This window comes from Paenibacillus sp. J22P59, assembly GCF_059383895.1.
Window position 1 is genome coordinate 19000 of record NZ_JBXENX010000014.1, and the last position, 14453, is coordinate 33452.

The 14453-nt window shown below is 45.0% G+C and carries 12 protein-coding genes and 1 other annotated feature (1 of these 13 running past the window's edge); of the genes, 9 read left to right on the forward strand and 3 right to left on the reverse strand.

Annotated features, from left to right (window positions below; all coding sequences use genetic code 11):
* Positions 1–98, forward strand: a binding site (T-box leader); it begins 174 nt to the left of the window's first position.
* Between the two features lie 92 nt (positions 99–190).
* Positions 191–1855: a 2-isopropylmalate synthase gene (leuA, locus tag AC50YO_RS21085; protein ID WP_494850152.1), complete on the forward strand. Its 1665-nt coding sequence runs from the start codon at positions 191–193 to the stop codon at positions 1853–1855.
* A 228-nt stretch (positions 1856–2083) separates the two neighbouring features.
* On the opposite strand, the gene AC50YO_RS21090 is transcribed toward leuA, so the two are convergent.
* Entirely contained in the window at positions 2084–2428 is a 345-nt protein-coding gene (locus AC50YO_RS21090; RefSeq protein WP_494850153.1) for a winged helix-turn-helix transcriptional regulator, read from the reverse strand.
* A gap of 173 nt (positions 2429–2601) precedes the next feature.
* Between AC50YO_RS21090 and AC50YO_RS21095 the strand changes: the two genes are divergently transcribed.
* The 6 genes from AC50YO_RS21095 (at position 2602) to AC50YO_RS21120 (ending at position 7887) form a co-directional block, all read left to right on the forward strand.
* Positions 2602–3591, forward strand: coding sequence for a saccharopine dehydrogenase family protein (locus tag AC50YO_RS21095; RefSeq protein ID WP_494850154.1), 990 nt, complete (start codon positions 2602–2604; stop codon positions 3589–3591).
* A gap of 41 nt (positions 3592–3632) precedes the next feature.
* Positions 3633–4241, forward strand: coding sequence for an NAD(P)H oxidoreductase (locus tag AC50YO_RS21100; protein ID WP_494850155.1), 609 nt, complete (start codon positions 3633–3635; stop codon positions 4239–4241).
* A 369-nt stretch (positions 4242–4610) separates the two neighbouring features.
* Complete coding sequence (locus AC50YO_RS21105; RefSeq protein WP_494850156.1) at positions 4611–5612, forward strand: ABC transporter substrate-binding protein; 1002 nt, start codon at positions 4611–4613, stop codon at positions 5610–5612.
* A gap of 40 nt (positions 5613–5652) precedes the next feature.
* Positions 5653–6627 (forward strand): FecCD family ABC transporter permease, encoded by a 975-nt coding sequence (locus AC50YO_RS21110; RefSeq protein WP_494850157.1) that lies wholly within the window; start codon positions 5653–5655, stop codon positions 6625–6627.
* A 2-nt stretch (positions 6628–6629) separates the two neighbouring features.
* Complete coding sequence (locus tag AC50YO_RS21115) at positions 6630–7430, forward strand: ABC transporter ATP-binding protein (RefSeq protein ID WP_494850158.1); 801 nt, start codon at positions 6630–6632, stop codon at positions 7428–7430.
* Between the two features lie 25 nt (positions 7431–7455).
* The gene (locus AC50YO_RS21120) at positions 7456–7887 is read left to right on the forward strand and encodes a (2Fe-2S) ferredoxin domain-containing protein (protein WP_494850159.1); all 432 of its coding nucleotides are present in this window, start codon (positions 7456–7458) and stop codon (positions 7885–7887) included.
* A 116-nt stretch (positions 7888–8003) separates the two neighbouring features.
* Here AC50YO_RS21120 and AC50YO_RS21125 read toward each other — a convergent pair whose 3' ends face one another.
* A complete protein-coding gene (locus AC50YO_RS21125) occupies positions 8004–9989 on the reverse strand; it encodes an AraC family transcriptional regulator (RefSeq protein WP_494850160.1) in 1986 nt (661 codons plus the stop codon).
* A gap of 208 nt (positions 9990–10197) precedes the next feature.
* A complete protein-coding gene (locus AC50YO_RS21130) occupies positions 10198–11046 on the reverse strand; it encodes a DNA-primase RepB domain-containing protein (RefSeq protein WP_494850161.1) in 849 nt (282 codons plus the stop codon).
* Positions 11047–11296: 250 nt separating this feature from the next.
* Here AC50YO_RS21130 and AC50YO_RS21135 point away from each other — a divergent pair, with 250 nt between their 5' ends.
* Both AC50YO_RS21135 and AC50YO_RS21140 read left to right on the forward strand, forming a co-directional pair.
* Positions 11297–13000: a molecular chaperone HscC gene (locus tag AC50YO_RS21135; RefSeq protein WP_494850162.1), complete on the forward strand. Its 1704-nt coding sequence runs from the start codon at positions 11297–11299 to the stop codon at positions 12998–13000.
* A 26-nt stretch (positions 13001–13026) separates the two neighbouring features.
* On the forward strand, positions 13027–14145 hold the full coding sequence (locus AC50YO_RS21140; protein WP_494850163.1) for a hypothetical protein: 1119 nt from the start codon (positions 13027–13029) through the stop codon (positions 14143–14145).
* Positions 14146–14453 lie beyond the last annotated feature (308 nt).

Consider the following 14453-nt stretch of genomic DNA (forward strand, 5'->3'; position numbering starts at 1 on the left):
CTTGCAGTCTGCGAATTTCAAACTGTAGAGTGCATGCCGTAACAAGCATGAATGTCGGAGTGGTACCGCGTAAGATATTTAAGTCTTTCGTCTCTGTTAAAGAGACAAAGGGCTTTTTTTATTTATTTTATTTCTTAAATTTGACGGAATTTGCGACAATTACGATCACAAGGAAGGGAAGATCATAGCTATGAAAAATGTGGAGAAATACGCCAGAGGATATTACATGCCGCCGCAAACCAGCCTGAAATGGACGCAAAAGGAATACGCTACCGAAGCGCCGATCTGGTGCAGCGTGGACCTTCGCGATGGCAATCAGGCGCTGATTGTGCCGATGAATCTGGAGGAGAAGCTGGAATACTTCAAAGTTCTCGTCGATATCGGCTTCAAAGAGATTGAAGTAGGATTTCCGGCGGCGTCAGAGACGGAGTTTACCTTCCTGCGTACGCTGATTGAGCAGAATTTGATTCCGGAAGACGTAACGATCCAAGTCCTGACCCAATCACGAGAGCATATTATTCGCAAGACGTTTGAATCCTTGAAGGGCGCTCGCAAAGCGGTTGTTCATCTGTACAATTCGACTTCGTTGGCGCAGCGGGAGCAGGTGTTCCGCAGGTCCAAAGAGGAAATTATCGAGATCGCCGTAACCGGTGCGCAATTGGTAAAGCAATGTGCGGAGGAAACGGAAGGCAACTTCCAATTCGAGTATTCGCCGGAAAGCTTCACGGGTACGGAAATCGAATTTGCGCTGGAGATTTGCAACAAGGTGCTGGATGTATGGCAGCCGTCAGCCGAGAATAAGGTTATTATTAACCTGCCGGCCACTGTATCCATGTCGATGCCGCATGTGTACGCCAGCCAAATTGAATATATGAGCGAGAACATGAGCTATCGTGACAACGTCATTCTGTCGGTGCATCCGCATAACGACCGGGGCACAGGCGTAGCCGATGCCGAGCTGGGCATGCTGGCTGGTGCGCAACGCGTAGAAGGCACACTGTTCGGCAACGGCGAGCGTACGGGTAATGTTGACGTCGTTACGCTTGCTCTGAACATGTATTCGCATGGGGTTGATCCAAAGCTCAATTTCCATAACCTTCCGGAAATTCTGGCTGTTTACGAGCGGCTGACCAAGATGCGTGTAAGCGAGCGCCATCCGTATGGCGGCGAGCTTGTCTTCACCGCTTTCTCGGGTTCTCATCAGGATGCGATTGCTAAAGGGATGAAATGGCGTGAGGAGCAAGAACGTCAGCACTGGTCTGTTCCTTATTTGCTGATTGATCCCAAAGATATCGGAAGGCAGTATGAAGGCGATATTATCCGCATTAACAGCCAATCGGGCAAAGGCGGTATTGGTTACGTGCTGCACCAGAAATACGGCCTTGACCTCCCGGCCAAAATGCGCGAGCATTTCGGATATGTTGTGAAGAACGTCTCTGATCATCAGCAAAAAGAGCTGATGCCGGAAGACATTCATGAAATTTTCAAGAACGAATACGTTAACCTGCGTACACCTGTAGAGTTCGTGAAGTATCGTTCCAAGGATGATGAGAATGAGTTCGAAACCATTGTGACCATTCGTACCGGCGGCGAGACAAAAGAAATTATAGGCAGCGGTAACGGCAGGCTTGATGCTATAAGCAATGCGCTGCAAGCTGAACTGGGCTTCGATTATTCAGACCTGTTGTATACAGAGCATGCGCTTGAGATTGGTTCGAAATCCCAAGCAGTATCCTATATAGGCATTAAAGCGGCGAATGGAACGTCATATTGGGGCTGCGGCATCGATGCGGACATCATGGTGTCCTCTGTCAAAGCGTTGTTTAGCGCTATCAATCATCTGATCGGCGAGTAAGCTATTTCAATACACAACAGTAATCAACATACTCCGGCGATTTGTGGCTCTCATTGCCCCAGTTCGCCTCCACTATTTAAACCCTGACTGAAATACGGTCAGGGTTTTTGCTTTCTCAAGGATAGATTGCTACTCCTGATAGAGTAGAGTTACGGCGAAAGCACCTCTAGGTGATATAGTGCTTTAAGCCTTCTTTGTTTAAGTTTTCACCGTTTAATTTTTCTTCGCTTAAGTCTTGCTCCGATGAAATTGCCCCTGAATAAATTTTTCTCCCCACGCACAGAGTTGATTCAAGATCTCTGTAAGCGACTCTCCTATTTCTGTCATTTCATAGACGACCTTCGGCGGTACTTGATTGTAGACAGTCCTAAAGATAATGCCGTCGTTCTCTAATTCTCTAAGCTGCTGCGTTAACATTTTTTGTGTAATGTCGGGCATGGCTTTTTTAAGCTCATTGGTCCTTTTTGGTCCAGAAGACAAATGGCATAAAATCAGGGTTTTCCACTTTCCTCCGAGTACATCGAGCGTAGCTTCTGACGGGATATTGTATGTATTTTTAGGTTGTATTTTCATAAATTCACCTCCTCTTGTGATGGCCAAAATCTCATCAAAAATTCAGGCACCTTTCGGTACCTATAGAACCATTAGGTTCTTATGGCACAATAAAGTGCGTTCTTCCCTAATGTTATTATATGGAACATAATCTTCATATACCAGTATTCAAACTTATATAGTGGGGGGGCAAAATGACACAACGCCTATTAATCGCTGGAGGTTACGGTATTGTCGGAAGCACCATTGCCCGGCATGTTCGTCAAATCAACAAAGATGTAGAAATCATTCTTGCAGGACGTAACCCGGAGCGAGGAATCGCGCTTGCGAAAGATCTTGGAAACGCCACAACGGCATACTTGGACGTGGAGGATGTCCATGGCTTCGACAATCTGGGAAAAGTCGACCTTATCGTCTCTTCCTTGCAGGATACTGCAGATAGCTTAATCGAGCTTGCGATACGCCAAGGAATCGCACATATCGGAATAACTAAACTTGCCGACGAATTGGCTCCCTTAACCTTTGCTGCACTGGCGACTCCTCCGAAGCGCCCCATTGTTCCGCTAGGTCATTCACAATCTGGGGTTATGACCCTCGTAGCCTTGAAGTCCGCTGAAGACTTTAAGCAGATCGACTCGATTGAGTTGGCAGGACTCTACGATGATCGTGAACAGATGGGAGCTATGACGGTGGGCGATTCGGAGAGCTTCATTGGCCGTGCACTTATTCGAGAAGGCGGCAAATGGGCTTGGATCGAAGCGAGTCAGCATCCGAGACTGGTTAAGCTTACTGATGGAAGCGCGTTGGAGGGACTTCCCATGGGGCTGCTTGATGTACCCAGCTTAGCTGCCGCCACTGGTGCGCCAAATGTACGGTTTGATTTCATACAGGGCGAATCCATCGGGACTCGTAATGGAGACTTGGCCTCCCAAGATCTTTACATCGAGATTGAAGGCATTCTGAAATCAGGCCAGAAGGCCAAGCGTCGTACGGTCGTATCCGATCCGAAAGGCCAAGCACACCTTACGGCTCTCGGCGTACTGGTCTCCATTGAGCGTGTTCTTAGTTGGAACGGCTATCCCGCTGTATCGGGAGGGATACATGGTCCAGAAACGCTGGTGCCAGTGGAGACGGCTATCGCACGTTTTGAGCAATTTGGTGTACGGATTTTTGACCAATCTTGAGCGCTTAGCTCTAATTAAACTACGGAAGCAGGGATAAGAAGATGAAAGTATTAATTGTTGTAAGCCATCCGAGAACCAATTCGTTAACATTTGCGGTCACAGAGCGTTTTGTACAAGGCCTTCAAGCTGCTGGACACGAAGCCGAGGTGCTCGATTTGCATCGCAGCGAATTTGACCCCGTATTGCGGGAAGCAGACGAGCCGGACTGGACAGATAGCTCTAAGAAATATTCTGCTGTAGTGGAGGCGGAATTCAATCGAATGAAGCAGTACGATGCACTGGCCTATATTTTCCCTATTTGGTGGTACAGCTTCCCGGCTATGCTAAAAGGGTATATCGACCGCGTCTGGAACAACGGTTTGGCATACGGAGCCGGGAAGCTTCATCATGAGCAGGTATTGTGGCTTGGACTCGCAGCGGCTTCATTAGAGGATTTTGAGAAAAGGAACTATGATAAGATGATTGCCCATCATCTCAATGTCGGCATAGCTAATTATGCAGGGATAGCCAATTCCAAAGTAGAGATCATGTATAACACGATCGCCAGCGATCAGCACCAAATAGAGAAGCTGCTGCAGTACGCTTATGAACTCGGCTTTCATTATTCAGAACTGAACAGGGATGTTTCTCATGCAGTGAAGTACGAATAATCAAGGATATAGGAGACGGCTGCTCCTGTTATAAGGAGCGATCTTCCTCAATGATATCGCAATGCGGGCAGACTATGGCTTTGTACAGCCTCGGTTCGCTTCCGCCATGCAAATCCACTGTCATAAAAGGCAGTGGATTTTTTTGATTTTTTGAATTTGTGATTATAACAATAGTAGCGACTTCTGTGGAAAAATAGTCGATGCATGAATGCTATTTTCTCATGAGTGCCCCTGCTTATTCTCCTTTTAATGGATTATTGTTTTCATTAATTATTCTTATATGCCGTCTTTTCATAGCTCTAATGAGTCATGTGCTTATGTAACCTGTAAGTTAGAATAATTTTACATTCTAATTAGGAGGTAAGACTAATGAGAAAAATTGCAATTACTGCACTGATGGTCATGGTTCTGTTAGCAGTTGTTTCTGCATGCACGAACAATAAATCCCCAACTCCACGGGACAACGGCTCGGATGCGGCGATCGCAAGCGAGAATACTTCATCGCCCTATCTTAAACTAACAGACGATCTAGGCAGAGAAGTGATTTTGCAAAACAAGCCAGAACGAATCGTTACCTTGACGCCTACATTCACTTCCATGCTTTATGAAACAGGAGGGCATGCAATTGGTCGAGTTTCTTATCAATCATTCTTAGGTGAAATTCCCGAAGCTGCCAAGAGTGTTACTGATATTGGATTGAATACGCAAGTTAATTTGGAAAAGCTTGTGAGTCTGAAGCCTGATTTGGTTATTGGCGGAATTAGACTTCATGATTCGATGGTCGATCAGCTTGAGGCAAACAACATTCCAGTAGTTATCTTCAAGATGACAACCTATGATGATGTGACAGCGAAAATAGATTTTTTTAGCAAAATATCTGACGATGCGAGCAAGGGCGAGGGTATCAAACAACAAATCGATCAAAAGATTAAAGAGCTTCAAAGTAAAGTGCCGGCGCAGAGCCCGAAGGTCGTCATCATCCAAGTAACGATGAGAGAGGTAACTCTTGAGCGTGACAACTCTATAGCTGGAGGAGCCGCAAGGCTGTTGCATGTCGACAATCTGGGTGCCACGTTAGAGGCTATACAAGGTCGTCCCGATAAAACGCCATTCAGCCTTGAAACCATTGTAAAATTTGATCCTGATTTGATCTTAATCTCCACTATGGGAAGCAAAGAGGACATTGCATCACGTATGAAGCAGGATATGGAGAATAATCCAGCATGGGGTACACTTCGTGCGGTGAAAGAAGGCAAGCTGGTGTTCCTTCCTCAAAGCTACTTCTTGACTAACCCTGGTGTGCAGTATGCTGATGCAGTTGAATATATAGGAAAAGCTGTGTACCCGGAAGTGTTTGGCTATGTTGAATAATTTCCCTTTGAACGAAGATGTTCGTAAGCGCTTTCTTGGAATGAAATTATCCAAATTTCTCATTTTGCTAGCCTTTGCACTGTTTCTATTCATTAGTCTTTCCATAGGTATATCTAGAGGGGCTGTGGCAGTCCCGCTGTCTGAAGTGTGGAAGATCTTATTTTCTGGAGAATTGACTGAGCACTATGGGATTATAATGAATATTCGATTTCCTAGAGCGCTTGTAGGCGCGGCTGTAGGTATAAACCTGGCACTTGCTGGAGCTATCCTGCAGGGAATAATGAAAAATCCATTAGCGGATCCTCAAATTATCGGAGTGAATGCGGGGGCAGGATTTGTAGCCATTACGATATTGATTCTTTTTCCTCAAGCTCATTGGCTGTTAGCACCAGGGGCATTCTTAGGAGCGTTGATGGCTGCAGTCATGGTGTATTTACTATCATGGAAAAACGGATTTCACTCTACTCGTATTATTCTTGCTGGAGTTGCCGTTGCATCGTTTCTTGGCGCAGGTGTATCCGGGCTGCTGGTGTTCTATTCGGACAGGGTACATGGTGCAATGCTCTTTATTGTAGGTGGACTAGGCACAAGCAGTTGGCCGCAGTTGGAGAACATCGCCCCGTACACAATTATTGGAATTATATTAGCTATGATGGGCTCAAATCGCCTAAATATTCTACTCCTTGGTGACGAGAATGCACGATCACTCGGACTCAATGTTGAAGTAAACCGATTGATTCTGACTGCTGTGGCAGCCCTGCTTGCAGCAAGTGCAGTCAGCGTGGTCGGATTGCTGGGCTTCGTTGGATTAGTGGTTCCTCATGCCGCAAGGCTTATGATTGGTACGAACTATCGCTTGCTGATCCCTGCATCTGCTCTGCTGGGAGCGGGAGTCGTTACATTGAGTGATATGTTTGCTAGAACGCTGTTTGCTCCCGTCGAGCTTCCTGTGGGAATTGTTATGGCCGCAGTAGGTGCTCCATTCTTCCTATACTTGCTTAGGAGGGGGAATTGACAATGTTGGCGTTACAAGTCACTGATATCTGCGTGAATTACGGAAGCAGGCCGATCATTAATAATATTACTCTCTCGATCGAACAGGGAAAGATTTATACGATCCTGGGCCCGAACGGTTCGGGTAAAAGCACTTTGCTAAAGGTCTTGTCTAGAAATTTAAAACCCAATAGCGGCACGATTTTGCTTAGAGGGGAGAATATTTTCTCCATGAAGGCAGTCGAAGTCGCGAAATCAATCTCGCTACTCCAGCAAAAGCCACAAGCACCTGCTGATTTAACCATTAGAGAGCTGGTTGAGCATGGTCGATTTCCTCACCGAAGCTTCTGGCGCTCAGACGCTGCACAAGATCGGCAGAAGGTGGAATGGGCTATCGAGCAAACGAATCTTTGTTCTATGCAGCACAAGAAGCTGCAGGATCTATCTGGCGGTGAAGGCCAACGTGCGTGGATTGCAATGGCGCTTGCACAAAGCTCCAATCTGCTCCTGCTTGATGAACCAACGACCTTCTTAGATATTAATCATCAGCTTGAAATTTTGGAGTTGGTGAAGCGATTGCGTGAATATCATGGAGTCACGGTCGTTATGATTCTTCATGATATTAATCATGCTTCCAAATATTCTGACGAGATCATTGTCGTTAACAACGGTAGCATACATTCTACTGGCAAACCTGCCGAAGTCATTACGGAGTTCATGCTAGATGAAGTGTTCGGCGTCAAAGTAGAACTGAATGCTGGATATGATGGTCATATTATGGTCGAGCCTATCGGTCTATCAAAAATGCACGGAGAGAAACCTTAATAATTGCTAGGAAGGGGGAAGTTTCATGAATCAGGAACAGGACAGCTACAAGCCTATGTCTACAGAAGAAAGATTGCGCAAAAGGAAGCTTGCTAATCGGCTAATGGATTCCCTTGAGCAGCATATATTTATCTGCGAAGGGGTCTGTTGTATCAAGAAAGGTAATGCTCTAGAAATTATAACCGAGTTTAGAGATGAATTAAAAAAGAATGGACTCGCAGAAAAGGTGAAGTTGACCGAAGTAAAATGCTTTAGTCGTTGTGCAGATGCCGGAAGTATGGTTATTTATCCTGAAGGCATATGGTATCAGGGTGTTACCATGGACAGTGTAAAGACAATCGTCCAAGAACATTTAATCGGAGGAGAACCAGTCAAAGAACGAATTGCATATTCTCGTTCAGATACGGGACAGTTTGTTCGTTCTTCTCTATTTCCTTCGGATGAGGAGTTTATATAAACAAAATTTGTTTTTGGTTAGCTTCACTCTAAAAATTCCACAGCCATTAAGGCTGTGGAATTTTATTATAGAGGCTTTCGTTCTAAATGAATTTGCTTTTCGAGGTTTTTAACGGGTTATTTTTTATTGCCCGTCATGACACTTACAACTTTCTGTAGTTGAAGCTCAATAGAATAAGGGTCATCCATGACGAACTCGTCGTCTTTGTCGGCAGACGATCCGTAGGCATAGACCTGTCCTTTTTTAACGGCAGGAAGGTTCTTCCACAATCCGCTATTTAGTACTTCTTCGCTGCCTTCGTCATCTGCACCGTATATGAAGATATGATCGCCCATATATTCCGGCAGCAGCTCCAACGAGATGTTTGCAAAGCCCTCCTTGATTTCCTTCGCCTGTTGCGTCGGCGGCAGCTCCAGCATCTCATAGATGACTGAGCCGCCATAATTTCCGCCTTCGGCGGCCAAAACATACAAGCCGTTGTATCCAATTTGAACGATTGAGACGGTTTCTCCTGGTTTAACTATGCCAGCTATTTCCGCTTTGGCTTGTTTAACCATCACCTCAAATTCGGCAATCCACTTCTCGGCTTCCTGTTCCTTACCGAAAATTGCGCTCACTTGGCGGAATTTATCCAGCGGTCCAGCCGTCTTCAACTCATCCCAATAAGGCAGAAATACGGTTGTTCCAACCTTCTCGTACTTTTCAATATTTTCATCAATCGAGCCAATAATAAGATCGGGTTCCAAATAGGTCAGCTTCTCAAGATTCATCGGAAAATCGCCAAGATCCTCAATGCTGTCTAGCAGTTGTTGAGAAATCCCTGATTTGCTAATCCAAGCTTCATTCAGCATATAGCTCCTAACTCCTACGGGAACAATGCCGAGCTTCAATAGATGGCCCATATATTGATCGGCAGCGACTCGCTGGGGGTTAGCCGGTATTTCGACATCGCCTTTGGGAGTAGATACAACACGTGTCTCCGTCTGTACATCCGCTTGCTGAGTGTTCGGGGCTGCTTCCGAATTTACTGCTGTGCCAGTTGGAGTCGTCGAAGGGCTAACACCGGTATTTGTTGGACCTCCACATGCGCTAACAATTAGCGTAAAGCATATAACGAGTACCATAGCCGCTGATTTGGTTCTTCTTTGCATGAACAATTCTCTCCTCATCTTATAATGAAAATGATTATCAATATCATTATAAGGTGAGCTCTGTTGTGATTGAACGGCAAATCCTTGCATGGATAAGGGCAATTTGTGATCTTCATGATTCGCGCCATAGCTTTCTCTGTATCGTGCGGGGGATCTCCCAACGAGCTTTTTGAAGCTGCGGCTCAAGGAATGGGCGTCAGGATATCCGACGTTTTCGGCAATTTCCTGCAATGTCGCATCTGAGCGCAGCAGCAGTTTGGCCGCTTGGGAGATTCGCACCTGGCTAACATAATGCATGGGACCGATCCCTTTATTGTTTTTGAACTGTCTCGACAGATGCCCTTCGCTGCATAGCAACGTATCGGCGATAATGGCAAGTGTAAGCGGCTCGGCATAATGTTCATGCATATAACGAACGGCCATATCCGTTATGTCAGGGGACACGGGCTCAATTTCCTGCTGATGCCACTGCCACAGTAATTCATGGATAAACTGATAAAAAACCGCCTTCACCTGCAGCTTGGAAAGCTCTGTCGAAGTGATCCACTCCTCATACAAACGATTCACTTTCTCGAATAAGGCGAGCGGATGGTGGGGAGCAAATGCATATTGATAGTGAAAGGGATTGTCCCTCTCCATTTGTTTGACTAGAGCTTGCGCTTGTGGAAGTGAAAGCATAGGCTTGTACAAAATCATAAAATATTCAAGCTCTTCCTGCGCCAAAATAGACAAACGCATTCCTTTGCCGCCATGGAAAAGATGAAAACGTTTTGCCGTATGCAGCTGCTCGTCAAGCCACACTAAGGCGCTGCCGCGGACAGTATAGACAAAGGTGCTTGTCGGAAGCTGGTAGGAGGTGAGCTGCTCTCCCTTATCCATGGCCTTGTATCGAATGTCTATGATGTTAGGATAAATGCTGTTCCAGATTCGAATATGTTCCTTTATATGCATGCCGCTTGTCTCCTAAGCTTGATGAACACTTTTTTTATTATTATAAATGATAATCGCTCTCAATTGAAATGAAAAAGAATCGGCTTCAAGCGGCAGTGTTTATTTTATGTTGCGTAACGACATACCGCGGTTCTCCTCCACGATGTAAGCCCCGACCTCATGAGGTCGGGGCTTCTTGACTAGGCTGAACTTGGATTATTCAAGTTAACTAAAGGGGCTTTAATGCCAGTGAGCGAATAATTTCCTCCTGCGAAAAAGGCTTTTCTCTGCCCAATTGTTTGATCCTTACCATAAAGGGGTTCTCAGGGTTTTTCATATGATAAAAGCCTGGTATGCGCATCACTCTTGATAGATTGGTTATCAAGGGATCGGAGTTGAATTTTTTGGCTAAAGCTTTTTGAATAGGAACGAATTTGCTTACGGATCCCCCTCGAATAACCCAATAGATGTGATATCCATTTTTTGTTTCCACAATCATGGCATCCTTAATTTGAGTGCCAAATTTTTTTATAAATGTATGTTTCAATTTTGCTACTCTTTGTTTTGTTCGTACAGCCAAAAGCTGGTATCGACCTTGTTTGTTTTTATGATAGGAAATGGATTCAAGCTGCTCTGCTGGGTCGGATTGAAGGTCCTTCATCATCTGTAGAACTTGTTGTTTTGTATCCAAAGATATGGAAATCTTGTTTAGATCTACATCTATGAATTGTGCTCTAATTGTTTTGAAGTCATTAGACCTTGTTTCTCGATAATTGATCTCCATAAATACGGCATAACCTCTTTTGTTTTGACGGAGTACATTAATGAGTTTGTTTTTGTTGGAATAGAGGGTGATTTGAGGAGTACGCCTTTCAAGCAGCCTTAGAGATTTATGCAGCAGCATTGCTGGATGATTAGAGGAGCTGTATTTCTGGATTTTGTTTTTAACATCATGGACCAAAATGAAATGCAGCTGCTCGTTCTGCATGCAGCCTAGTTTTTTAATGAAACGGTGGGCATGACTGGAGAATCTACGCAAATTTGTGGAATATCTCGTTGAACTTATACGCTGCGCCATTGAACCACATCTCCTTTATAGCAATGCGTCACATGAAGGTTCTTTTCTAAACAATCTTATTCTGGCAAGAGGACACAAGTGTAAGTGACAACACCCATTTTTCAATTTTGGAGATGGTAATAAAAGTAGAGCTGGCCTTTTATTTTCCAACATTATTGATCAATATTACCAATCTGTTTATAGTAATAGAAAGATGGTTTTATTTACCTATATAAATCGTTCTAAGTACTTAGTAGAGAGAGGTAATTTTGTGGCACTAGTCGGTATTGATCTGGGCACTTCGAATAGTTTGATCGCTTATTGGACCGAGGATGGTGCGAAGCTCATTCCGAATGCGCTGGGCAGCACGTTGACCCCATCCGTCGTTAGCTTAGACGATAATGGTGAGATCATTGTGGGGCAAATTGCCAAAGAGCGGCTCATAACGCATCCGCATGTGACGGCGGCGGCATTCAAAAGATTCATGGGGACGGAGAAGCAGTATCAGCTTAAGAACTATGTTTTCTCGCCTACGGAGCTTTCGTCGTTTGTCTTGCGCTCGCTGAAGGCGGATGCGGAAGCGTTTCTTGGAGAGGAAGTGACCGAAGCCGTCATAAGCGTCCCCGCTTATTTCAACGACACGCAGCGCAAGGCGACGAAATACGCTGCCGAGATCGCGGGTTTCAAAGTGGAGAGGATCATTAGCGAGCCTACGGCGGCAGCCCTCTCTTACGGATTGCATGAAAGGCAGGATAACACGCAGTTTTTAATATTCGACCTTGGCGGAGGAACCTTTGACGTATCGATTCTTGAATATTTCGAAGGCATTATGGAAGTCAAATCGGTTGCAGGGGATAACTTTCTGGGCGGCGAGGATTTCACCGAACTGCTTGCCAGCTACTTTGTCGAGAAAAGCGGACTCGTATTTGACAGTCTGAACAGTAAGGCCAAGTCGATTATTTTTAATCAGGCCGAACTTTGCAAGAAGGAGCTTGGTATAGGTACGACGGGCAAGATGCGTTACGAGACACTTGAGCAAACGTATGAAGTTGCTATCAGCTACCCGGTGTTTGAGAAAATCGCCAATTCCTTAATCATGCGATTAAGAAATCCGATAGAACGGGCACTTAGCGATGCTTCCCTGACACCCAAAGATTTGGATACGGTTATTCTAATCGGCGGAGCTACCCGAATGCAGCTTATCAAGTCAGTGGTAGGTAAAATGTTCGGGCGCTTTCCATTCTCCAACATTAATCCTGACGAAGCTGTTGCGCTTGGTGCGGCAGTTCAAGCAGCATTGAAAAATCGAGACCAGGCGCTAAGCGAAATGATTTTAACGGATGTCTGCCCCTATACGCTGGGTATCGACACTACGAAAAGAATTGGAGCGTCGGAGCGTTATGAATCGGGGTACTTCTCTCCCATTATTGAACGAAATAACCCGATACCAATCAGCAGAGTCCAACGGTACGTCACTATAGACGATTATCAGGATAGGATTCGTCTAGAAATCTATCAGGGAGAGAGCATGCGTGTCGCCAACAACCTGTTATTAGGGAAAATGGAAATTGCGATCCCGAGCATGCCGAAAGAGGAGGCTTCTATTGATGTGCGATTCACCTATGATATTAATGGCATTCTGGAGGTAGAGGTCACCTCTGTGTTATCAGGTGAAACCAAAACACTCGTCATTGAAAAAAATGCGGAAAAGATGACTCCGGAGCTGTTAGCCGCAAGGCTTAGTGCATTAAAGGATATTAAAATTCACCCTCGCGATCGGTCGGAAAACCGTTTGCTTCTTGCGAGAGGGGAGCGGCTGTACGAGGAATCAATCGGCATGAAGCGAAGAATCATTGGCGATCATTTGTCGAAGTTTGATGGCATTCTGTCAGAGCAAGACCCGCGGCAAATTGTGCGGGCTTCGAAGGAGTTCAAAGAATTCCTGGATGACTTTGAACAGTCACGCGGTTATTAAATGGCCAAGATAAGGGTGGGCGAAGAATGGATTGCTGGTCAGTACTAGGAATTAATCGAACAGCGGATACAGCAGTAATCAGAAAAGCATACAAGCAGCAGCTGCTCGCCCATCATCCTGAAGATGATCCTGCAGGCTATCAGAGGGTTCGAACAGCATATACCGCGGCGATGAATGCGGCGAAACATCTAGCCAAGCTAGATATGGAGAGAGCAGAGGCTCAAGAAAATACACAGGCTGAAGCAGATACAGAAGTTGCTGCGAGTACAGCGGAAGCTCCTGAGGACGTGGACAATCGAAGCTATCGTCGACTGCCCAGGACCGAAAGGATTGACTACCAAGAAGATGACTCCGAGCAAGAGGAAGGACAGGAGAGCGGGGAGCTCCTAACCGCAAAGTACAATTTTTTTGCGGATCAAGAGCAAGAGCAAGCTCAGGATAAGGCGCAAGCAGAAAATGATTTTATGGCACGTTTGGAGCAGCTCCTTAACGACCAAGAGCAAAGAAATGATCCGGAGGCTTGGCAGACGCTGCTCGGCGACGATGTGTTATGGGCTATTGATTCAAAACCGATAATAGATGATCGTATGCTGCACTTGCTCTCGAAGCAATACAGGGGGTTGAGTGATTCTATTTGGGTAGTCATCGAATCTTACACAGGGCTATCTGATAAAATCAATAGGCAAGATGATGAGTATCCCGCTAGCTTTGTGGATACATACACATTAGCAACTCAAAAGATAGCTCCGCCTCGCAGTCTGAGAAAAGCAAAAATATCATCTGATCAAGTTGTAAAAAAGGTACATATCGGTTGGTTCAGCTATTGTTTTAGTGCTCCCATTTATATTTTGATTGCATCAGTATTCGTTTTTAAAGCTGCTATCATTCCGCTCTTTCTTCTCTTGGTATTAATTCGATGTGTACTGTTCGTATTCAGAAGAAACTGGAAGCTTATTATGTGGGAGCATACCTTTACTTATATCAATTACTGGGGCAAGCGTTATGAGTTTAAATATACCGATATTATTGAAGTTAAGAATAATTCAGAAAAAGTATTTATATATCTCAAAAGGAAACGAATTGTAATTCAAAAGCATGATACGATACATGTACCCCTTTTGCTTGCGAAATTGAGTCGATATTGAAAGTAAGGCTAATGAAACAGAATGCAAGGCTGTTTGAATTGCGGTGAAGCGTGGTTTTGTTGGGCTGCGATTCGCTTCAATCATAAACCCCCGTTCGCATGAGATCGGGGGCTATAGCCATTTTTACATTCAAACAGAACTAGAATATCTACGATATGCAGGTACATGGAAGTTTGGGGAGTCTGTGCTGTGAATAATCTTTTCTTCTCGTAGTGATCAATGAACCCAAAAATCTGCTTGCTTTTTCCTCAATAACTAATGATTGCACTCCATTCTTAAATGAAGTATTCTTCAATGAGCAACAGATT